The following is a 17,891-nucleotide window of genomic DNA, read 5'->3' as shown; positions in this document are numbered from 1 at the left end:
CGGTTCTGGCGTGATCCGCGGGTCGGCGGTGGCGAAGCGGTCCCAGCCTTGCCAGGTGGTCAGGGGCCAGGACACCTCGGTCTCACCGCTGCCGCCTTGTGTGCTGCCCGCGCTTGTCTGGCTCGGATTCACCATGTGGCGGCTTCCTCGTGCGCGTTGTAGAGCCCGGACCCGGTGGTCGGGGCGGGGCTGGCGTCGTCGTCTGGCAGGTCGTCGAGGTCGTCGATGCTGTCGTCGTTGCCTTCGTCGCCTTGCTGCGCCGGGTTGTCGGCGGGTGCTTCGGTGTCGTGCTCCCCAGCGCGGGCTGTGGGGAGCGGGATGTGAGCGGTGCGGGCCATGAGAGCCTGCTCCGTTTTGGTGGCGTGGCCGCTGTGGACGCGCCGCATGAGCTGGTCGAGGGCGTCGGCGAGGCCGGCTTCGTACTGCTCGGTGTCACCGTGGTTGCCGTCAACGGCCTGGGTGCGGATGTGCTGCCAGGTGCGTTCGTCGAAGGGCCGGTGGACGTGGTCGCGGTGGATCCACGGAATCTCGGTGAGTTCACCGTCGGGAAGCCGGACCCAGATCTGGCGGACATCGTGGGGGTTGTAGTGGATCTCCTAGTGTCCTGCGCCGGAGATCCGTCGGCAGAAGCGGGCGAGGGAGTCGAGGATCTCTTCGGCTGTCTTGGTCCAGATGAACGGCTTGGGGTTTTCGTTCCCGTCCTTGACCCATGCCCGGATGTCGGCTTCGAGGGCCTGGATGTTCTTGTGTGCGCCGCGGCGGATCATCTGGTGGGCCAGGTAGCCGAACCACCGCTCGACCTGGTTGATCCAGGAGGAGCCGGTCGGGGTGAAGTGCAGCTCGAACCGAGGGTGTTTGGCCAGCCAGGCCCTGATCGCCGGGGTCTTGTGGGTGCCGTAGTTGTCCACGATCAGGTGGACCTGAAGGTGAGCGGGCACCTCCTTGTCGATCCGGACCAGGAACTTCTTGAACTCCACGGCCCGGTGTCGGCGGTGCAGGGCCGTGATGACCTCACCGGTGGCGACATCGAACGCGGCGAACAAGGTGGTCAGGCCGTTACGGACGTAATCATGGGTACGCCGCTCGGGCATGCCGGGCATCATCGGCAGTACCGGCTGGGAGCGGTCCAGGGCTTGGATCTGCGACTTCTCGTCCACCGAGAGGACCACGGCACCCTCGGGCGGGTTGAAGTACAGACCCACGACGTCGTAGACCTTCTCCACGAACAACGGGTCCGTCGACAGCTTGAAGGTGTCGGCCAGATGCGGCTTGAGCTGGAACTGCCGCCAGATCCGGCCGACCGTGGACTTCGACAGGCCGCTGTGCTCCGCCATCGATTTCCTCGACCAGTGGGTGGCGTTCTTCGGGATCTGCTCCAGCGTCGTGACCACGACCGCCTCCACCTGGTCGACGCTGATGGTGGGTGGCCGGCCCGGCCGGGGCTCGTCGGCCAGCCCGTCCAGCCGTTCGGCAAGGAAGCGCCGCCGCCACTTGCGGACCGTGTCCGCGGCCACCCGCAACTCGCGGGCGACCGCGACGATCGGCGGTACTTCTGGACCAGCGCATGCCAGCACAATCCGCGCCCGCAGGGCCAGGGCCTGGGCCGATGTCGCCCGACGCGTCCACCGTTCCAACTCCGCCCGCTCGTCCTCGGACAGCAGCAACGGTTCCAGCTTCGGGCCCCGACGAGGAACTGACGCACCAGCAGCAGAAGTCACACGCCTACTAACGAGCAACTACTGGCGCAGGACACTAGCGGTAGTTCACGAACTGCAGCGCGAAGTCGAAGTCCTTGCCCTTCAGCAGCGCGATCACGGTCTGCAGGTCGTCGCGGCTCTTGGAGGAGACCCGGAGCTCGTCGCCCTGCACCTGGGCCTTCACGCCCTTCGGCCCCTCATCGCGGATGATCTTCGCCACCTTCTTCGCGTTGTCCTGGGAGATGCCCTCCTCGATCGACGCGAAGATCTTGTACTCCTTGCCGGAGAGCTGCGGCTCACCGGCGTCCAGGGCCTTCAGCGAGATGCCGCGCTTGATCAGCTTGGACTGGAAGACGTCGAGGATGGCCTTGACCCGTTCCTCGGAGTTCGCCTCCATGAGGATCTTCTCGCCGGACCACGAGATCGAGGCGCCCACGTTCTTGAAGTCGTAGCGCTGAGAGATCTCCTTGGCGGCCTGGTTGAGGGCGTTGTCGACCTCCTGCCGCTCGACCTTCGAGACGATGTCGAAACTGGAGTCGGCCATGTCCTGTGGCTCCTTGTGTCCGGTTGCGTGTCGGCCAAGCCTAGCCACCCGCCACGCCCCAGGCGCAGATCAATCGGGTGGCGAAGCACCCCGTGGCATCGGGTATTGTTTACGTCGTTGCCACGGAGCACCGCCGAAAAGCGGTTCGAAGGGCAGCGAACCCCGGCGGTGTGCCCGAGCGGCCAAAGGGAGCAGACTGTAAATCTGCCGGCTCAGCCTTCCCAGGTTCGAATCCTGGCGCCGCCACACTGGGGAAGACCCCCTCCACCTGCGGAAACGCAGTGCGGAGGGGGTCTTTGTCATAGGGCTGCGGCACACTGGCCCCATGTCGTCCCGTCGCCGTCTCTGCCCCGAGTGCCGTCGTGAGATCGCCGTCGTCGCCGGCCGGTACGCGCGGCACGATCCGCCCGGCGCGCGGGAGAGCGGAGAGCTCACGTCCTGTCCCGGTTCCCGTCGGCACGCGCAGATCGGCGCCGTACAGCCCTCGCTGGACGGGTACGCCGTGCCCGACTTCCCCGGGCAGCTGCCCCTGTTCTGAGCGGCCGCCCGGGGCGGGGCCGGGCGCTCAGTTGCCGGCCACCGACTTCACCGCCACCGACACCGGCGTCGAACCGCTGACCAGTTCGAGCGTCAGGCCGGTCGTCGCCGGGGTGTCCACCAGTTCCGCCAGCACGGCGGCCACGTCGTCGCGCGGGACGGGGCCGCGACCGGTACGCGCCTCCAGCCGGACCAGGCCGGTACCGGCGTCGTCCGTGAGGGCGCCCGGGCGCAGGATCGTCCAGTCCAGCGCGTCCAGCGACCGTACGTACGCGTCGGCCTCGCCCTTGGCGCGCAGGTAGACGTCGAAGACCTCGTCGCCCTGGTGCTCGGGGTCGGCGGCCATGGACGACACGACCACGAAACGCCGTACCCCGGCCCGGACCGCCGCGTCCGCGAACAGCACCGCCGCGGCCTTGTCCACCGTCTCCTTGCGGGCCGTCCCGCTGCCCGGGCCCGCGCCCGCCGCGAAGACCGCCGCGTCCGCGCCCCGCAGCCGCTCGGCGACCTCGTCGACGGAGGCCGACTCCAGGTCCAGGACGACCGGTTCGGCGCCGGCCTCACGCAGATCGTCGGCCTGCTCGGCCCTGCGGATGATGCCCGCCACCTCGTCCCCGCGCGCGGCGAGCAACCGCTCCAGCCGCAGCGCGATCTGACCATGACCACCAGCGATGACAATGCGCATGTCTTCGACCGTACGCCTCGGCGGCCGCCTCCGCCGCACGGCTCCCCGGCCGTCCCCCGGCCCCCGGCCCGACAGGACGCGCGACACCACCCGGCCGCGACCGTCCCGGTCAGGGCACCTGCCCGTGCCCCTGCCGGGGCAGCCCCAGCTCCGCGGCCGTGGCCGCCGTGCAGTCGCCGTACTCCCGTACCGCGCTGGTCCGCGCCACCACGCGCCCCCCGTGCACCACGATCCGGCTGTACGCCAACGAGAGCGCCCCCGCGAGCCGGTCCCCGCGCACCGCGAGGAGTTCGGCCGGAAAGCCCGCCTCCACCCGTACCTCGGGCAGGCCCAGTGCCGCCCGGGCCGACCCGCTCACCGCCTCGTACGCCTCCTCCGGCCGCAGCCCGTGCCGGGAGGCCAGCAGGTACGCCGCCTCCAACGGGTCCCCGCGCCCCACCGGGTTGGCCACGTCGCGCAGCGCGCCGCTGCCGGCCGCCACCCGTACGCCGGCCCGCCGCAGCAGCCGTACCGGGGCCGCCGCGCGGCCGCCGGCGTCGCCGCAGCCGCCCTGCGGCAGGCACACCACCGTCACCCCGGCCGCCGCCAGTTGGTCCGCCGTCCGGTGGGCGACCTCGGCCGGCAGTGCGTCAAGTCCACCGCAAGGACCCAGGGTCACGCCCGGCCGCAGCCCGCCCGCCATCGCCGCCAGCCGGGCCAGCCGGGCCGGGTCGGCGGCGTCCGTGTGCAGGTCGACGGGGCAGCCGTGCTCGGCGGCGACCTCCAGGACCGCCTCCACGTACCCCGTCGGATCGGGGTCCAGGTCCGGGCACCCGCCCACCACCCCCGCGCCCATCTTCAACGCGTCCCGCAGCATCGCCAGCCCGTCGGCCCCGGCCGTCCCGGTCAGCACCCCCGGCATCGCCACCGTCGTCAGTTCGACCAGGCCGCGCAGCGCCCGCCGGGCCCGCAGTACGGCGGTCAGGGCGCCGAGCCCCGGAACGCCGCCCACGCGCACGTGTGCCCGCGACGACGTGGAGCCGTGCCCCAGTTGCAGCAACGCCGCCTGGGTGGCCCGGCGCTGGACGTCCCGCGGCGCGTAGGAGACCGGGCCGCCGGAGTCGGCGGTCAGGGCGGTGTCGGCGTGCGCGTGGGGTTCGGCGGGGGCCGGCAGGAGGAGGTAGCCGGTGAGGTCCACGCGGGCGCCGGGCGGGTGGACCGGCGAGAGGCTGCCCGCCGTGCCGACGGCCTCGATGCGGCCGCCGTGCAGCCGTACGTCCACGGTCCTGCCGTCGGTGAGCCGGGCCCCCGACAGCAGCAGCGCGCCGTGGTCGGAGGCGCCCGGCCGGGAGGAGGAGCGGGAGGGCCGCTGCGGCTGGCTGTCGGGCATCGCGCTCCTCTGGGCTCGGGGCTGCGCAGTGGGGGACGCATGATCACGCAGAGTGAGTCGAGCCTAGGACGGTGGCCCGTCCGCGACGCGGAGGAGCGCAATAGTCATACCGGTGTGGTCGGCCCCCGTCGGGCGCCCCTCGGACGTGCCCGGACGGGCGGGCGACGGGTCGGGGCAGGAGCCGCGAAACGGATTTGGGCGAACGGCTGCCGACCGTGTAATGTCTTCATCGCTCGCCCCAATAGCTCAGTCGGCAGAGCGTCTCCATGGTAAGGAGAAGGTCAACGGTTCGATTCCGTTTTGGGGCTCTGGTGTGAGAGGTTCCCGCCGTCAGGCGGGGCCCGATCGCATCGCAGCGGTGTAGCTCAGTCGGTAGAGCAAGCGGCTCATAATCGCTGTGTCACCGGTTCAAGTCCGGTCACCGCTACTCTAAGTAGCCGATTGCGGGGTCGGTCCTTCGATCGGCTACTCTTCTATGCGTTAGTCCAGTCCCATCCGTTCGTCAAGGAGCACTCACGTGGCTGCCACCGACGTCCGCCCGAAGATCACGCTGGCCTGCGTGGAGTGCAAGGAGCGGAACTACATCACCAAGAAGAACCGGCGTAACAACCCGGACCGACTGGAGATGAAGAAGCACTGCCCGCGTTGCAACGCGCACACCGCGCACCGCGAAACGCGATAATTTCAGGCTCGTACGCGAGGCCGTCCCCGAGGTCTGGGGGCGGCCTCGCGTCGTTCCGGTCCAGGTGGCGGACGCCGCAGCGGCAACCGCAGAGAGCAGCAGGAGGTACCGAGCCCATGGCGCTCGACCAGTCCTTCGTGGGGCGGACCTATCCGCCCACCGCGCCCTACGAGGTGGGCCGGGAGAAGATCCGTGAGTTCGCGGAGGCGGTGGGGGACACGAGCCCGGCGTACACCGACCCCGAAGCCGCCAAGGCGCTCGGCCACCCCGATGTGATCGCGCCGCCGACCTTCGTGTTCTCCATCACCTTCCGGGCCGCCGGAGAGGTCATCCAGGACCCGCAGCTCGGGCTCGACTACAGCCGGGTGGTGCACGGGGACCAGAAGTTCGCCTACGTCCGCCCCGTGCGGGCCGGCGACCGGCTCACCGTCACCTCGACCATCGAGTCGGTCAAGTCCCTCGCGGGCAACGACATCCTGGACATCCGCGGTGAGGTCCACGACGAGGCCGGCGAGCACGTCGTGACCGCCTGGACGAAGCTGGTCGCCCGCGCGGCCGAGGAGGTGTGAGCATCCGATGACGGCGAAGATCGCGTACGACGACGTCGAGGTCGGCACCGAACTGCCGGCGCAGTCCTTCCCCGTGACCCGCGACACCCTCGTCCGGTACGCGGGCGCGTCCGGGGACTTCAACCCGATCCACTGGAACGAGCGGTTCGCCAAGGAGGTCGGCCTGCCGGACGTCATCGCGCACGGCATGTTCACCATGGCCGAGGCGATCCGGGTGGTCACCGACTGGACCGGCGACCCGGGCGCGGTCGTCGAGTACGGCGTCCGCTTCACCAAGCCGGTCGTCGTCCCGGACGACGGCCGGGGCGCCACGGTCGAGGTCAGCGCCAAGGTCGCCGCCAAGCTCGACGACAACACCGTCCGCGTGGATCTCACGGCGACCAGCGCCGGCCAGAAGGTGCTGGGGATGTCCCGGGCGGTCGTGCGGCTGGGCTGAGGCCCAGGGAGCAGGACAAGTAAGGGGCGGTCTCCCATGAGGACGCCCCTTACCCGTCCGTACGGCTTGCTGTAGTTAGTGATTGAGTACTAACCTGGCTTCATGGTCAGGATGAGTGCGGAGGAGCGGCGCGAGAGTATCGTCCGTGCGGCGATGTCCGAGTTCGCCCGTGGCGGCTACTACGGCACGTCGACCGAGACGATCGCCAAGCGGGTCGGTGTCTCGCAGCCGTATCTCTTCCGGCTCTTCCCCGGCAAGCAGGCGATCTTCCTCGCCGCCGCCGAGCGGTGCATCGAGGAGACCATCCGTACCTTCGAGGAGGCGGGCCAGGGGCTGACGGGCGAAGAGGCCTTGCGCGCCATGGGGCACGCCTACTCCGAGGTCATCATGGAGCGGCCCGAACGGCTGCTGATGCAGATGCAGATGTACCTCACCGTGGGCGCCGCCGAGCAGGCGGGCGACCATGAGTTCGGTGAGGTCGTGCGGGCCGGCTGGATGCGGCTGTGGGACACGGTCAACCTGCGGCTCGGCGGTGACATCACCGACACGGGTGACTTCATGGCGAAGGGCATGCTCATCAACTCCCTGGTGGCGATGGGGTTCCCGCCCGGACACCGGGTCTGGGAAGGCGTGTACGGGCCGGACGAGTCCGCGGGGCGGGGCGGGGTGTGAGCCGGGGAAGGGCTTCGCGCCCTTTTCTTTTGGCCAGGAAAGTTAGTCATCAATTACTAACCAAAGAGTCAGTGACAACCTCTGGGGGAGTCATGTCACAGCAGACCCCGCGCCGCGGAGGAGCGGCCTGGGCACTCGTCATCACCAGCGTGGCCGGGTTCATGGCCGCCCTGGACAACCTCGTCGTCACCACCGCCCTGCCCGCCATCCGGGAGGACCTCGGCGGGGCACTCCACGACCTCGAATGGACGGTGAGCGCCTACACGCTCACCTTCGCCTGCCTCCTGATGACCGGCGCGGCCCTCGGCGACCGCTTCGGCCGCCGCAGGCTCTTCCTCGTCGGCACGGCCGTCTTCACGGCGGCCTCCGCCGGCGCGGCCCTGGCGCCCGGCATCGGCGGCCTCATCGCGGCCCGCGCGGTCCAGGGCGTCGGCGCGGCGATCATGATGCCGCTGACGCTCACCCTGTTGACGGCCGCGGTACCCGCCGCCAGGCGCGGCATGGCGTACGGCATCTGGGGCGCGGTCAACGGACTCGCGGTGGCCTCCGGGCCGCTGATCGGCGGCGCGCTGACGGAGCACATCTCCTGGCAGTGGATCTTCTGGCTGAACGTGCCCCTGGGCATCGCCCTGCTGCCCCTCGCCCGCCTGCGGCTCGCCGAGTCCCACGGCACCGGCGGCCGGCTCGACATACCCGGCACCCTGCTCGCGAGCGGCGGTCTGTTCGGGATCGTGTACGGCCTGGTGCGCGGACCCGCCGACGGCTGGACCGACACCGTGGTCCTGCTGTCCCTGTTCGGCGGGGCCGCGCTGCTCGCCGGGTTCGTCCGCCACGGCATCCACGCGAAGAACCCCGTGCTCCCGATGCGGCTGTTCCGCTCCCGGGCCTTCGCCGGGATCAACGCGGCGAGTCTGCTGATGTTCCTCGGCGTGTTCGGCTCGGTCTTCCTGCTCAGCCAGTACCTCCAGGGCGTGCTCGGCTACTCGCCCACCGAGGCGGGGCTGCGCATGCTGCCCTGGACCGGCATGCCGATGCTCGTCGCGCCCGTCGCCGGCCTCCTGGCCGACCGCTTCGGCGGCCGACCGGTCGTCGCCACGGGCCTCTTCCTCCAGGCCGCCGGGCTCGGCCAGCTGGCCCTCGTGATCACCACGGACGCGTCCTACGCCGTCCAGCTGCCCGGCCTGGTCATCAGCGGCGTCGGCATGGCCCTGTTCTTCGCCCCCGCCTCGCACCTGGTGATGTCCAGCGTCCGTACCCACGAACAGGGCATCGCCTCCGGCGCGAACAACGCCCTGCGCGAGGTGGGCGGGGCGCTCGGCGTCGCCGTGATGGGCTCGATCTTCTCCGCCCAGGGCGGCTACGAGACCGCGCTGACCTTCGTCGACGGCCTGCGGCCCGCGCTGGTCACCGGAGCCGCGGCGGTCGCGGTCGCCGGAGTGGCGGCGCTGCTGATCCCGGCACGCCGCGGGTCCGGTCCCGCGGCCCCGGCCGACGAAGGTGCCGGACGGGCGCCCGCACCGGCCGCCGAGACCGACGCCGGGAGCGGGCCGTCGCCCGCACCGGTCGCCGAAGCCGAGGCCGGGAGCGGGCCGTTGCCCGCACCGGTCGCCGAAGCCGAGGCCGGGAGCGGGCCGTTGCCCGCACCGGTCGCCGAAGCCGAGGCCGGGAGCGGGCCGTTGCCCGCACCGGTAGCCGAAGCCGAGGCCGGGAGCGGGCCGTTGCCCGCACCGGTCGCCGAAGCCGAGGCCGGGACCGGGCCGTCGCCCGCACAGGTCGCCGAGACCGAGGCCGGGAGCGGGCCGTTGCCCGCACCGGTCGCCGAGACCGAGGCCGGGACCGGGCCGTCGCCCGCACCGGCCGCCGAAGCTGTCTCCCGCTGACCCCCGGACCGCGGCACCGAGCTGACCCCCGGACCCGCAGCACCGAAAGGAGCCCGTCATGCCCACCCTTCCCTGGATCACGCCGAACCCCCCGCCGCGCGCCGCCGCCGACGTCCACGTCTTCGCCTCCCGCTTCGAGACCCGCACCCTGTGGGGAGCGCTCCGCTTCCTCGTCCGGACCCCCGGGGTGTGGCGGCAGGTGAGCCGGGCGCCCGGCGCGTACGGCGCCACCCTGAAAGCGCGGCCCTTCCGGCGGACCTACTGGACCCTGTCCGCCTGGGAGTCGCCCCAGGCCCTCAAGGCGTTCGCCCGCTCGGGCGCCCACGGGCCGACGGCCGACGGTCTGGCCGCGCAGATGAGGGACGCCAAGTTCGTCACCTGGACGACGAGCGTCGACAGCCTCCCGGTGGACTGGGACGAGGCGCTCAAGCGCCTTGAATGAACCCGCGCGAACCACCCCGCACACGCGCGTGCGGGCGAGGAACGGGCGAGGAACGCCCCGCCCGTTCCTCGCCCGCCGCGCTGTCGGTGCCGTCTCGTAGTCTTGGGCGCGTGCAGGAACTCCACGACGCCCCCCTCGCCCCGCTGACCACCTTCCGGCTGGGCGGCCCCGCGACCCGGCTGGTCACCGCCACGACCGACGCCGAGGTGATCGCCGCCGTCCGCGAGGCCGACGACACCGGCACGCCCCTGCTGGTGATCGGCGGCGGCTCCAACCTGGTCATCGGCGACAAGGGCTTCGACGGCACCGCGCTCGTCGTCGCCACCAAGGGCTTCGCCCTCGACGGCACCCGTCTGGAGCTGGCCGCCGGCGAGGTCTGGACCGACGCCGTCGCCCGCACGGTCGAGGCGGGGCTCGCGGGCGTCGAATGCCTGGCGGGCATCCCCGGCTCGGCCGGCGCGACCCCCATCCAGAACGTGGGGGCGTACGGCCAGGAGGTCGCCTCGACCATCACCGAGGTCGTCGCCTACGACCGCACCACCGGGGAGACGGTCACCCTCACGGCGGAGCAGTGCGCGTTCTCCTACCGCCACAGCCGCTTCAAGGCCGAACCCGACCGTTACGTCGTCCTGCGCGTCCGCTTCGCCCTGGAGGACGCCGACGGGCTCTCCGGGCCGGTCAAGTACGCCGAGACCGCCCGCGCCCTCGGCGTCGAGCCTGGCGACCGCGTCCCCCTGGAGGCCGCCCGGGAGACCGTGCTGAAGCTGCGCGCGGGCAAGGGCATGGTCCTCGACCCCGAGGACCACGACACCTGGTCGGCCGGGTCGTTCTTCACCAACCCGATCCTCACCGACGAGGAGTTCGCCGCCTTCCACGCGCGCGTGCGGGCACGGCTCGGCGACGGCGTGGAGCCGCCCGCCTACCCGGCGGGGGAAGGGCGCACCAAGACCTCCGCCGCCTGGCTGATCGACAAGGCGGGCTTCACCAAGGGCTACGGCACCGGACCCGCGCGAATCTCCACCAAGCACACCCTCGCCCTCACCAACCGGGGCGCGGCCACCACGGAGGACCTGCTCGCCCTGGCCCGCGAGGTCGTCGCCGGTGTCCGGGACGCCTTCGGGGTCACCCTCGTCAACGAACCGGTGACCGTCGGCGTCAGTCTCTGACCCGTACCGGACCGGTCTCAGCAGGCGATCCCGACCGCCTGCCGTACCGTCGCCGGGTCCGCGACGGACGCCAGCATCGCGTGGGCCACGTCCGCGCGGGCCAGGGAGCGGCCCTTGGCCGGGTTGCCGCCGACCACCTTCCGGTACCGGCCGGTGCCCGGCTCGTCCAAGAGCCGCGGCGGCCGTACGACCGTCCAGTCGGCGGTGCCGGCGGCCAGGTCGGACTCCATCCGGCGCAGGTCGCCGTAGACGTCCCCCAGGCCCTTCCAGAGCAGGGCGCGCAGTGCGCGGTCCACGAGGCCGTCCGCGTCCGCCGCCGGGCCGAGCGGCGAGGCGCTCACCACCACCAGACGCCGTACCTCCTCCGCCGCCATGGCCGCCAGCACCGTACGGGTCAGCCGGCTCGTGACGCCGGCCTCCTTCCACGTGCGGGCGCCGAGCCCGGACAGCACCGCGTCCCGTCCGGCGACCGCGGGCCGCAGCCGCCCGGCATCGGACAGCTCCGCCCGGAACACCTCCAGCCGCTCACCGGTCACCGGCAGCCGGGCAGGGTCCCGTACCACCGCCGTGACCCGGTGCCCGGCGTCCAGCGCCTGCCGGACGATTTCCCGGCCCACACCGCCGGTGGCTCCGACAACCGTCAGCCGCATGGCGTACCTCCCCTGCTCGACACCCGACTGCCGTCCGTCAATCCTCGCCGGGAGGCACCGCTCCGATCCAGGCGTCGACGCCCGACAGCAGCTTCGCCTTGATGTCCTCGGGGGCGGCCGAGCCGCGCACCGACTGCCGGGCCAGTTCGGCCAGTTCGGCGTCGGTGAAGCCGTGGTACCGGCGCGCGATCTCGTACTGCGCGGCCAGCCGGGAGCCGAACAGCAGCGGGTCGTCCGCGCCCAGCGCCAGCGGCACCCCCGCGTCGAACAGCGTGCGCAGCGGGACGTCCTGCGGCTTCTCGTAGACGCCCAGGGCCACGTTGGACGCCGGGCAGACCTCGCAGGTGATCTGCCGGTCGGCCAGCCGCTTCAGCAGCCGGGGGTCCTCCGCCGCCCGGACGCCGTGCCCGATCCGGTCGGCCGCCAGGTCGTCCAGGCAGTCCCGCACCGAGGCCGGGCCGGTCAGCTCGCCGCCGTGCGGCGCGGAGAGCAGCCCACCGTCCCGGGCGATGGCGAAGGCCCGGTCGAAGTCCCGGGCCATGCCGCGCCGCTCGTCGTTGGAGAGCCCGAAGCCGACCACGCCGCGGTCGGCGTAGCGCACCGCGAGGCGGGCCAGCGTACGGGCGTCCAGCGGGTGCTTCATGCGGTTGGCGGCCACCAGCACCCGCATCCCGAGCCCGGTCTCCCGCACGGTCGTGTCCACCGCGTCCAGGATGATCTCCAGCGCCGGGATCAGCCCGCCCAGGCGCGGCGCGTACGAGGTCGGGTCGACCTGGATCTCCAGCCAGCCCGAGCCGTCCCTGAGGTCCTCCTCGGCGGCCTCCCGCACCAGCCGCTGGATGTCCTCGGGCTCTCTGAGGCACGAGCGGGCGGCGTCGTAGAGCCGCTGGAAGCGGAACCAGCCGCGTTCGTCCGTCGCCCGCAGCTTCGGCGAATGGCCGCCGGACAGCGCGTCGGTCAGGGCGTCGGGCAGCCGGACACCGTGCTTGTCGGCGAGTTCCAGCAGGGTGGCGGGCCGCATCGAACCGGTGAAGTGCAGGTGCAGATGGGCCTTCGGCAGCTCAGTGACATCACGTACACGCTCCATCCAAGGATCTTGCCGTACGTCGTGTGCGTCCCGGTAGCCGGTTCCTCGGACGGGGTCTTGCTCGCACAAAGAACGGGGAGGTCATAGGAACGTTCCTATGACCTCCCCGGTACGGCGGCAGGCGTCAGTCCCTGGCCTCCGCCAGCAGCTTCTGGACGCGGCTGACGCCCTCGACGAGGTCCTCGTCGCCCAGCGCGTACGACAGCCGCAGGTAGCCGGGCGTGCCGAAGGCCTCGCCGGGTACCACCGCGACCTCGGCCTCCTCCAGGATGAGCGCGGCCAGCTCGACCGTGTCCTTCGGGCGGCGGCCGCGGATCTCCTTGCCGATCAGCGCCTTGACCGACGGGTAGGCGTAGAACGCGCCCTCGGGCTCGGGGCAGAGCACGCCGTCGATCTCGTTGAGCATCCGCACGATCGTCCTGCGGCGGCGGTCGAACGCCTCGCGCATCGTCGCGACGGCGTCCAGGCTGCCGGAGACGGCGGCCAGCGCGGCGGCCTGGGAGACGTTGGCGACGTTGGAGGTGGCGTGCGACTGGAGGTTGGCGGCGGCCTTCACCACGTCCTTGGGGCCGATGACCCAGCCCACCCGCCAGCCGGTCATCGCGTACGTCTTGGCGACACCGTTGACCACGATGCACTTGTCGCGCAGCTCGGGCACGACCGCCGGGAGCGACACGGCCGTGGCGCCGCCGTAGACCAGGTGCTCGTAGATCTCGTCGGTCAGCACCCACAGGCCGTGCTCGACGGCCCAGTGGCCGATGGCCTCGGTCTCGGCCTCGGTGTAGACCGCGCCGGTCGGGTTGGACGGGGAGACGAAGAGGACGACCTTGGTCTTCTCCGTGCGGGCCGCCTCCAGCTGCTCGACGCTGACCCGGTAGCCGGTCGTCTCGTCCGCGACGACCTCGACCGGGACACCGCCGGCCAGCCGGATCGACTCCGGGTACGTCGTCCAGTACGGCGCCGGGACGATGACCTCGTCGCCCGGGTCCAGGATCGCGGCGAACGCCTCGTAGATGGCCTGCTTGCCGCCGTTGGTGACGAGGATCTGGGAGGCGTCGACCTCGTAGCCGGAGTCGCGCAGGGTCTTCGCGGCGATCGCGGCCTTCAGCTCGGGCAGACCACCGGCCGGGGTGTAGCGGTGGTACTTCGGGTTCTTGCAGGCCTCGATCGCCGCCTCGACGATGTAGTCGGGCGTCGGGAAGTCCGGCTCACCGGCGCCGAAGCCGATCACCGGCCGCCCGGCGGCCTTGAGGGCCTTCGCCTTGGCGTCGACGGCGAGGGTGGCGGACTCGGAGATCGCGCCGACTCGGGCGGAGACCCGGCGCTCGGTGGGAGGGGTTGCAGCGCTCATGCGCCCCATCGTTCCAGACCGGAAACCTGCCCGGCACGCGGGTTTCACGGACTGAACAGGTCCGGACATAGCTGTGAACAACAGTCCGGAACCGCCTCCCGGCCAGGGCGATCTTCGGTCACCCGGGCCGTATCCGGTCCTCTCCTGGTGCTTTCTGTTCGACGCCCGGCGCCGAACCACGTACACTCACACCTCGTCGGCCTCCAGCAGCCCGCGCTCACCCGGTGCACACCAAGCATCCGAGTGGATGCGGTACGTTGGGGGACACGCAAAGGGTCGTAGCTCAATTGGTAGAGCACTGGTCTCCAAAACCAGCGGTTGGGGGTTCAAGTCCCTCCGGCCCTGCTACACACACCTTCGCCAGGATGTGTGCGCATGTACGTACAGCAATGCACCGCCGTGCGGCTCAGACCGGGCGCGGCACGGCCACGACCCGGAATCAGGTGAGGACGAGTGACGGACGCCGTGGGCTCCATCGACATGCCTGATGCCCAGGACGAGGCGCCGGACTCCAAGAAGAAGCAGCGCAAGGGCGGCAAGCGTGCCAAGAAGGGCCCCCTGAAGCGTCTCGCACTCTTCTACCGCCAGATCATCGCGGAACTCCGCAAGGTGGTCTGGCCGAGTCGCAATCAGCTGACGACGTACACCACTGTGGTGATCATCTTCGTCGTCATCATGATCGGCCTGGTCACCGTGATTGACTATGGGCTCAGCCACGCCGCCAAGTACGTCTTCGGCTGACCCGCGAGCGAAGAGCGCCGAGGTACCCGGCGCTCCTTTCGCGTGTTCCACCCCTATGTATCCAGGAAGAAGCAGCCACCGTGTCTGACCCGAACGTGAACGACGCCCTCGAGCCGGTCGAGTCCGTCGAGGACGAGCTCGACGCCGTCGAGGGCGCGGACAACGAGGACACCGCGGCCTCCCCGGAGGCCCAGGCTGCCGATGCCGCCGCGGACGAGACCGCCGACGAGATCGAGGCCCCCGAGTCCGACGAGGACGAGGACGCGGAAGACGCCGAGTCCGACGAGGACGCCGCCGACGAGGCGGAGGCCGAGGACGAGCCCGACATCGACCCGGTCGAGAAGCTCCGCCAGGAACTGCGCGTCCTGCCCGGCGAGTGGTACGTCATCCACACGTACGCCGGCTACGAGAACCGCGTGAAGACCAACCTGGAGCAGCGCGCCGTCTCGCTCAACGTCGAGGACTACATCTTCCAGGCCGAGGTGCCGCAGGAAGAGGTCGTCCAGATCAAGAACGGCGACCGCAAGACGATCCGCCAGAACAAGCTGCCGGGTTACGTCCTGGTCCGCATGGACCTGACCAACGAGTCCTGGGGCGTCGTCCGCAACACCCCCGGCGTCACCGGCTTCGTCGGCAACGCCTACGACCCGTACCCGCTGACCCTGGACGAGATCGTCAAGATGCTCGCCCCCGAGGCCGAGGAGAAGGCCGCCCGCGAGGCAGCCGAGGCCGAGGGCAAGCCGGCGCCGCAGCGCAAGGTCGAGGTCCAGGTGCTGGACTTCGAGGTCGGCGACTCGGTCACCGTCACCGACGGCCCGTTCGCCACGCTGCAGGCCACGATCAACGAGATCAACGCCGACTCGAAGAAGGTCAAGGGCCTCGTCGAGATCTTCGGCCGCGAGACGCCGGTCGAGCTCTCCTTCGACCAGATCCAGAAGAACTGACCTTCTGGCTCACCTACGTCCGAGCAGGTCAGACGGTCGCTCCGGCGAGCGTCTGACCTGCTCGGTTTTCAGCCGCGCATCTATACCCGTTATCGTTGTGCGGTATGCCTGCGTCCGAGTTGTCGCCCGGCCGCTGGCAGGACCCGAATCGAAAGGACCCGGAGAGCCATGCCTCCCAAGAAGAAGAAGGTCACGGGGCTCATCAAGCTCCAGATCCAGGCCGGTGCCGCGAACCCGGCTCCGCCGGTCGGCCCCGCGCTGGGTCAGCACGGCGTGAACATCATGGAGTTCTGCAAGGCCTACAACGCCGCGACCGAGTCGCAGCGTGGCTGGGTCATCCCGGTGGAGATCACGGTCTACGAGGACCGCACCTTCACCTTCATCACCAAGACCCCGCCGGCCGCGAAGATGATCCTCAAGGCCGCGGGCGTGGAGAAGGGCTCCGGCGAGCCGCACAAGACCAAGGTCGCGAAGATCACGCGTGACCAGGTCCGTGAGATCGCCACCACCAAGATGCCCGACCTCAACGCCAACGACCTGGACGCCGCCGAGAAGATCATCGCCGGCACCGCCCGTTCCATGGGCGTCACGGTCGAGGGCTGACCTCCACCCCCGTAACCCAGCAGTAGTAGTGGAAGGGCCTGCTCGGCCCGGACCACGACTCCTCAAGAGCCAACAGGAGCAACAGTGAGCAAGCGCAGCAAGTCTCTCCGCGCTGCGGACGCCAAGATCGACCGGGAGAAGCTGTACGCCCCGCTCGAGGCCGTCCGTCTCGCCAAGGAGACCTCCACGACCAAGTTCGACGGCACCGTCGAGGTCGCCTTCCGCCTGGGTGTCGACCCGCGCAAGGCCGACCAGATGGTCCGTGGCACCGTGAACCTCCCGCACGGCACCGGCAAGACCGCCCGGGTCCTGGTCTTCGCGACCGGTGACCGTGCCGAGGCCGCGACCGCCGCGGGCGCCGACATCGTCGGCTCCGACGAACTGATCGACGAGGTGTCGAAGGGCCGTCTGGACTTCGACGCCGTCGTCGCCACCCCGGACCTCATGGGCAAGGTCGGCCGCCTCGGCCGCGTCCTCGGCCCGCGTGGTCTGATGCCGAACCCGAAGACGGGCACCGTGACCCCGGACGTGGCCAAGGCCGTGACCGAGATCAAGGGCGGCAAGATCGAGTTCCGTGTCGACAAGCACGCGAACCTGCACTTCATCATCGGCAAGACGTCGTTCGACGACACCAAGCTGGTGGAGAACTACGGCGCGGCCCTGGAGGAGATCCTCCGTCTGAAGCCGTCCGCCGCCAAGGGCCGCTACATCAAGAAGGCCGCCATCAGCACCACGATGGGCCCCGGCATTCCGGTCGACTCCAACCGCACCCGCAACCTCCTCGTCGAGGAGGACCCGGCCGCGGTCTGAGCCGACGGCTCGCCCCACCGGTTCACGGGCCCCGCACCCCTTCCAGGGTGCGGGGCCCGTCCCCGTCCGGGCCGGTTGTCAGTGCTCTGCGTTAGCTTTCTGATACGGGACAGGTGGGGCGACGGCTGGGGGGGGCGGGTGACGGCGATGGCGGGGACGGGCGTGCGGTGGCCGACGGGGCGGACCGCGCTCACGGTGGCCGCGGTGATCGCGGTGCTGGTGGCGGGCGGGACCGGCTGCGGCCCGTCGGACGCCGACGACGGCCGGCCGGCCGCCTCCGTGCCGGCCGCCGTGACCGCCGGGCTGCGTGCGGCCGAGCGGGCGACGGAGTCGGCCCGGTCCGCCCGGGTGACGTCCACGACGCGGATCGGCTCCACGATCTCCCTGACGGCGGACGGCGTCCTCGGCTGGACCGAGGGGGTCACCGGCACCCTCACCCTGACCTACACCGGCGGCACCCTGGCCGACAGCATGCGGCAACTGGGCAGCGCGTCGATGGAGGCCCGCTATCTGCCCGACGCGTACTACGCGCGCATGGGCGACGCCTTCGCGGCGCGGGCGGGTGGCCGGCACTGGGTCAGATACGCGTACGACGACCTGGACGACCTGGCGGGCGGCTCCGGAGCGGAACTGGGGGACCGGATACGGGCCGCGACCCCCGACCGGTCCCTGGACCTGCTGCTGGCCTCCGACGACGTGCGGGAGGTCGGCGCGGAGCGGGTGCGCGGCAGGCGCACCACGCACTACTCGGGCACGGTCCGGGACATGGACGCCGGTGTCACCGGCCAGACCGTCGAGGTCTGGATAGACGACCGGGACCTGATGGTCAAAAAGGTGGAGAAGGCGACCACGGCGGACGGCGCGCTGACCCAGACCGCCCACTACCACGACTACGGCGTACGGGTCCGCGCCGAACAGCCCCCGGCGGACGACACCCGGGACGTGACCGAACTGTTGAGCGGGGCGGGCGGCGAGGAGGGGGAAGCCGGAGATCCGCTGGGATAAGCTCACAGAGTTTTCAAAGAT

General features: G+C 71.0%; 20 protein-coding genes, 4 tRNA genes and 1 pseudogene. 17 read left to right on the top strand and 8 right to left on the bottom strand.

Going from position 1 to position 17,891, the window contains the following annotated elements:
* Positions 1-128: 128 nt before the first annotated feature.
* The 3 genes from J7I94_RS03320 to J7I94_RS03310 all read right to left on the bottom strand — a co-directional run bounded on the left by J7I94_RS03320 (position 129) and on the right by J7I94_RS03310 (position 2,241).
* The gene (locus tag J7I94_RS03320; protein ID WP_215164942.1) at positions 129-338 is read right to left on the bottom strand and encodes a hypothetical protein; all 210 of its coding nucleotides are present in this window, start codon (positions 336-338) and stop codon (positions 129-131) included.
* A 258-nt stretch (positions 339-596) separates the two neighbouring features.
* Positions 597-1,718: an IS630 family transposase gene (locus J7I94_RS03315; RefSeq protein ID WP_215164941.1), complete on the bottom strand. Its 1,122-nt coding sequence runs from the start codon at positions 1,716-1,718 to the stop codon at positions 597-599.
* A 34-nt stretch (positions 1,719-1,752) separates the two neighbouring features.
* Entirely contained in the window at positions 1,753-2,241 is a 489-nt protein-coding gene (locus J7I94_RS03310; RefSeq protein ID WP_189417980.1) for a YajQ family cyclic di-GMP-binding protein, read from the bottom strand.
* Between the two features lie 164 nt (positions 2,242-2,405).
* On the opposite strand from J7I94_RS03310, the gene J7I94_RS03305 reads away from it, so the two are divergent.
* Positions 2,406-2,487 (top strand) — tRNA-Tyr (locus tag J7I94_RS03305).
* Between the two features lie 79 nt (positions 2,488-2,566).
* The gene (locus J7I94_RS03300) at positions 2,567-2,779 is read left to right on the top strand and encodes a hypothetical protein (protein WP_215164940.1); all 213 of its coding nucleotides are present in this window, start codon (positions 2,567-2,569) and stop codon (positions 2,777-2,779) included.
* A gap of 27 nt (positions 2,780-2,806) precedes the next feature.
* Here J7I94_RS03300 and J7I94_RS03295 read toward each other — a convergent pair whose 3' ends face one another.
* Both J7I94_RS03295 and J7I94_RS03290 read right to left on the bottom strand, forming a co-directional pair.
* Complete coding sequence (locus J7I94_RS03295; protein ID WP_215164939.1) at positions 2,807-3,463, bottom strand: NAD(P)H-binding protein; 657 nt, start codon at positions 3,461-3,463, stop codon at positions 2,807-2,809.
* Between the two features lie 109 nt (positions 3,464-3,572).
* Positions 3,573-4,832 carry an amidohydrolase family protein gene (locus tag J7I94_RS03290; RefSeq protein WP_215164937.1) on the bottom strand — a complete coding sequence of 420 codons (1,260 nt, stop codon included), beginning with the start codon at positions 4,830-4,832 and terminating at the stop codon, positions 3,573-3,575.
* Positions 4,833-5,067: 235 nt separating this feature from the next.
* Here J7I94_RS03290 and J7I94_RS03285 point away from each other — a divergent pair.
* From J7I94_RS03285 to J7I94_RS03245, 9 genes and pseudogenes are all read left to right on the top strand, one after another.
* A tRNA-Thr gene (locus J7I94_RS03285) sits at positions 5,068-5,140 on the top strand.
* Positions 5,141-5,186: 46 nt separating this feature from the next.
* A tRNA-Met gene (locus J7I94_RS03280) sits at positions 5,187-5,259 on the top strand.
* Positions 5,260-5,349: 90 nt separating this feature from the next.
* The gene (rpmG, locus tag J7I94_RS03275) at positions 5,350-5,514 is read left to right on the top strand and encodes a 50S ribosomal protein L33 (protein WP_003948671.1); all 165 of its coding nucleotides are present in this window, start codon (positions 5,350-5,352) and stop codon (positions 5,512-5,514) included.
* A 116-nt stretch (positions 5,515-5,630) separates the two neighbouring features.
* Complete coding sequence (locus J7I94_RS03270) at positions 5,631-6,083, top strand: MaoC family dehydratase N-terminal domain-containing protein (protein ID WP_215164936.1); 453 nt, start codon at positions 5,631-5,633, stop codon at positions 6,081-6,083.
* Between the two features lie 7 nt (positions 6,084-6,090).
* Positions 6,091-6,519 (top strand): MaoC family dehydratase, encoded by a 429-nt coding sequence (locus J7I94_RS03265; protein ID WP_215164935.1) that lies wholly within the window; start codon positions 6,091-6,093, stop codon positions 6,517-6,519.
* 102 nt (positions 6,520-6,621) lie between these two features.
* On the top strand, positions 6,622-7,191 hold the full coding sequence (locus J7I94_RS03260; RefSeq protein WP_215164934.1) for a TetR/AcrR family transcriptional regulator: 570 nt from the start codon (positions 6,622-6,624) through the stop codon (positions 7,189-7,191).
* Between the two features lie 92 nt (positions 7,192-7,283).
* A pseudogene (locus J7I94_RS03255) lies at positions 7,284-8,723 on the top strand (MFS transporter); the annotation flags it as partial.
* 406 nt (positions 8,724-9,129) lie between these two features.
* Positions 9,130-9,513 carry a DUF3291 domain-containing protein gene (locus J7I94_RS03250; protein WP_215164933.1) on the top strand — a complete coding sequence of 128 codons (384 nt, stop codon included), beginning with the start codon at positions 9,130-9,132 and terminating at the stop codon, positions 9,511-9,513.
* Positions 9,514-9,623: 110 nt separating this feature from the next.
* Positions 9,624-10,679, top strand: a complete 1,056-nt coding sequence (locus J7I94_RS03245; protein WP_215164932.1) for a UDP-N-acetylmuramate dehydrogenase — start codon at positions 9,624-9,626, stop codon at positions 10,677-10,679.
* Between the two features lie 17 nt (positions 10,680-10,696).
* Here J7I94_RS03245 and J7I94_RS03240 read toward each other — a convergent pair whose 3' ends face one another.
* The 3 genes from J7I94_RS03240 to J7I94_RS03230 form a co-directional block, all read right to left on the bottom strand.
* Entirely contained in the window at positions 10,697-11,329 is a 633-nt protein-coding gene (locus J7I94_RS03240; RefSeq protein ID WP_215164931.1) for an NAD(P)-dependent oxidoreductase, read from the bottom strand.
* 37 nt (positions 11,330-11,366) lie between these two features.
* Positions 11,367-12,416 (bottom strand): adenosine deaminase, encoded by a 1,050-nt coding sequence (locus J7I94_RS03235; RefSeq protein WP_215164929.1) that lies wholly within the window; start codon positions 12,414-12,416, stop codon positions 11,367-11,369.
* A gap of 124 nt (positions 12,417-12,540) precedes the next feature.
* Positions 12,541-13,767 carry a pyridoxal phosphate-dependent aminotransferase gene (locus J7I94_RS03230; protein WP_215164928.1) on the bottom strand — a complete coding sequence of 409 codons (1,227 nt, stop codon included), beginning with the start codon at positions 13,765-13,767 and terminating at the stop codon, positions 12,541-12,543.
* A 272-nt stretch (positions 13,768-14,039) separates the two neighbouring features.
* Here J7I94_RS03230 and J7I94_RS03225 point away from each other — a divergent pair.
* The 6 genes from J7I94_RS03225 (at position 14,040) to J7I94_RS03200 (ending at position 17,870) form a co-directional block, all read left to right on the top strand.
* Positions 14,040-14,112 (top strand) — tRNA-Trp (locus J7I94_RS03225).
* A gap of 108 nt (positions 14,113-14,220) precedes the next feature.
* A complete protein-coding gene (gene secE, locus J7I94_RS03220) occupies positions 14,221-14,508 on the top strand; it encodes a preprotein translocase subunit SecE (RefSeq protein ID WP_190206132.1) in 288 nt (95 codons plus the stop codon).
* 80 nt (positions 14,509-14,588) lie between these two features.
* Positions 14,589-15,452, top strand: coding sequence for a transcription termination/antitermination protein NusG (nusG, locus tag J7I94_RS03215; protein WP_215164927.1), 864 nt, complete (start codon positions 14,589-14,591; stop codon positions 15,450-15,452).
* A 168-nt stretch (positions 15,453-15,620) separates the two neighbouring features.
* Complete coding sequence (gene rplK / locus J7I94_RS03210) at positions 15,621-16,055, top strand: 50S ribosomal protein L11 (RefSeq protein ID WP_215164926.1); 435 nt, start codon at positions 15,621-15,623, stop codon at positions 16,053-16,055.
* An 84-nt stretch (positions 16,056-16,139) separates the two neighbouring features.
* Positions 16,140-16,865 (top strand): 50S ribosomal protein L1, encoded by a 726-nt coding sequence (gene rplA / locus J7I94_RS03205; protein WP_215164925.1) that lies wholly within the window; start codon positions 16,140-16,142, stop codon positions 16,863-16,865.
* A gap of 147 nt (positions 16,866-17,012) precedes the next feature.
* The gene (locus J7I94_RS03200; RefSeq protein ID WP_215164924.1) at positions 17,013-17,870 is read left to right on the top strand and encodes a hypothetical protein; all 858 of its coding nucleotides are present in this window, start codon (positions 17,013-17,015) and stop codon (positions 17,868-17,870) included.
* The last annotated feature ends 21 nt before the right edge of the window (positions 17,871-17,891 follow it).

Source organism: Streptomyces sp. ISL-12, from assembly GCF_018614415.1.
Taxonomy (GTDB): Bacteria; Actinomycetota; Actinomycetes; order Streptomycetales; family Streptomycetaceae; genus Streptomyces.
The sequence above is the reverse complement of the archived record's forward strand: the minus strand, read 5'-3'. Positions and strand labels throughout refer to the sequence as shown.

What these genes read in the sequence shown, in the direction of transcription:
- J7I94_RS03290 (WP_215164937.1), bottom strand. Translation starts at nt 4,832, where the DNA reads ATGCCCGACAGCCAGCCGCAGCGGCCCTCCCGCTCCTCCTCCCGGCCG.
- J7I94_RS03320 (WP_215164942.1), bottom strand. Translation starts at nt 338, where the DNA reads ATGGCCCGCACCGCTCACATCCCGCTCCCCACAGCCCGCGCTGGGGAG.
- J7I94_RS03250 (WP_215164933.1), top strand. Translation starts at nt 9,130, where the DNA reads ATGCCCACCCTTCCCTGGATCACGCCGAACCCCCCGCCGCGCGCCGCC.
- J7I94_RS03270 (WP_215164936.1), top strand. Translation starts at nt 5,631, where the DNA reads ATGGCGCTCGACCAGTCCTTCGTGGGGCGGACCTATCCGCCCACCGCG.
- J7I94_RS03265 (WP_215164935.1), top strand. Translation starts at nt 6,091, where the DNA reads ATGACGGCGAAGATCGCGTACGACGACGTCGAGGTCGGCACCGAACTG.
- J7I94_RS03200 (WP_215164924.1), top strand. Translation starts at nt 17,013, where the DNA reads ATGGCGGGGACGGGCGTGCGGTGGCCGACGGGGCGGACCGCGCTCACG.
- J7I94_RS03235 (WP_215164929.1), bottom strand. Translation starts at nt 12,416, where the DNA reads ATGGAGCGTGTACGTGATGTCACTGAGCTGCCGAAGGCCCATCTGCAC.
- rplK (WP_215164926.1), top strand. Translation starts at nt 15,621, where the DNA reads ATGCCTCCCAAGAAGAAGAAGGTCACGGGGCTCATCAAGCTCCAGATC.
- J7I94_RS03295 (WP_215164939.1), bottom strand. Translation starts at nt 3,463, where the DNA reads ATGCGCATTGTCATCGCTGGTGGTCATGGTCAGATCGCGCTGCGGCTG.
- J7I94_RS03240 (WP_215164931.1), bottom strand. Translation starts at nt 11,329, where the DNA reads ATGCGGCTGACGGTTGTCGGAGCCACCGGCGGTGTGGGCCGGGAAATC.
- J7I94_RS03300 (WP_215164940.1), top strand. Translation starts at nt 2,567, where the DNA reads ATGTCGTCCCGTCGCCGTCTCTGCCCCGAGTGCCGTCGTGAGATCGCC.
- J7I94_RS03260 (WP_215164934.1), top strand. Translation starts at nt 6,622, where the DNA reads ATGGTCAGGATGAGTGCGGAGGAGCGGCGCGAGAGTATCGTCCGTGCG.
- J7I94_RS03310 (WP_189417980.1), bottom strand. Translation starts at nt 2,241, where the DNA reads ATGGCCGACTCCAGTTTCGACATCGTCTCGAAGGTCGAGCGGCAGGAG.
- J7I94_RS03230 (WP_215164928.1), bottom strand. Translation starts at nt 13,767, where the DNA reads ATGAGCGCTGCAACCCCTCCCACCGAGCGCCGGGTCTCCGCCCGAGTC.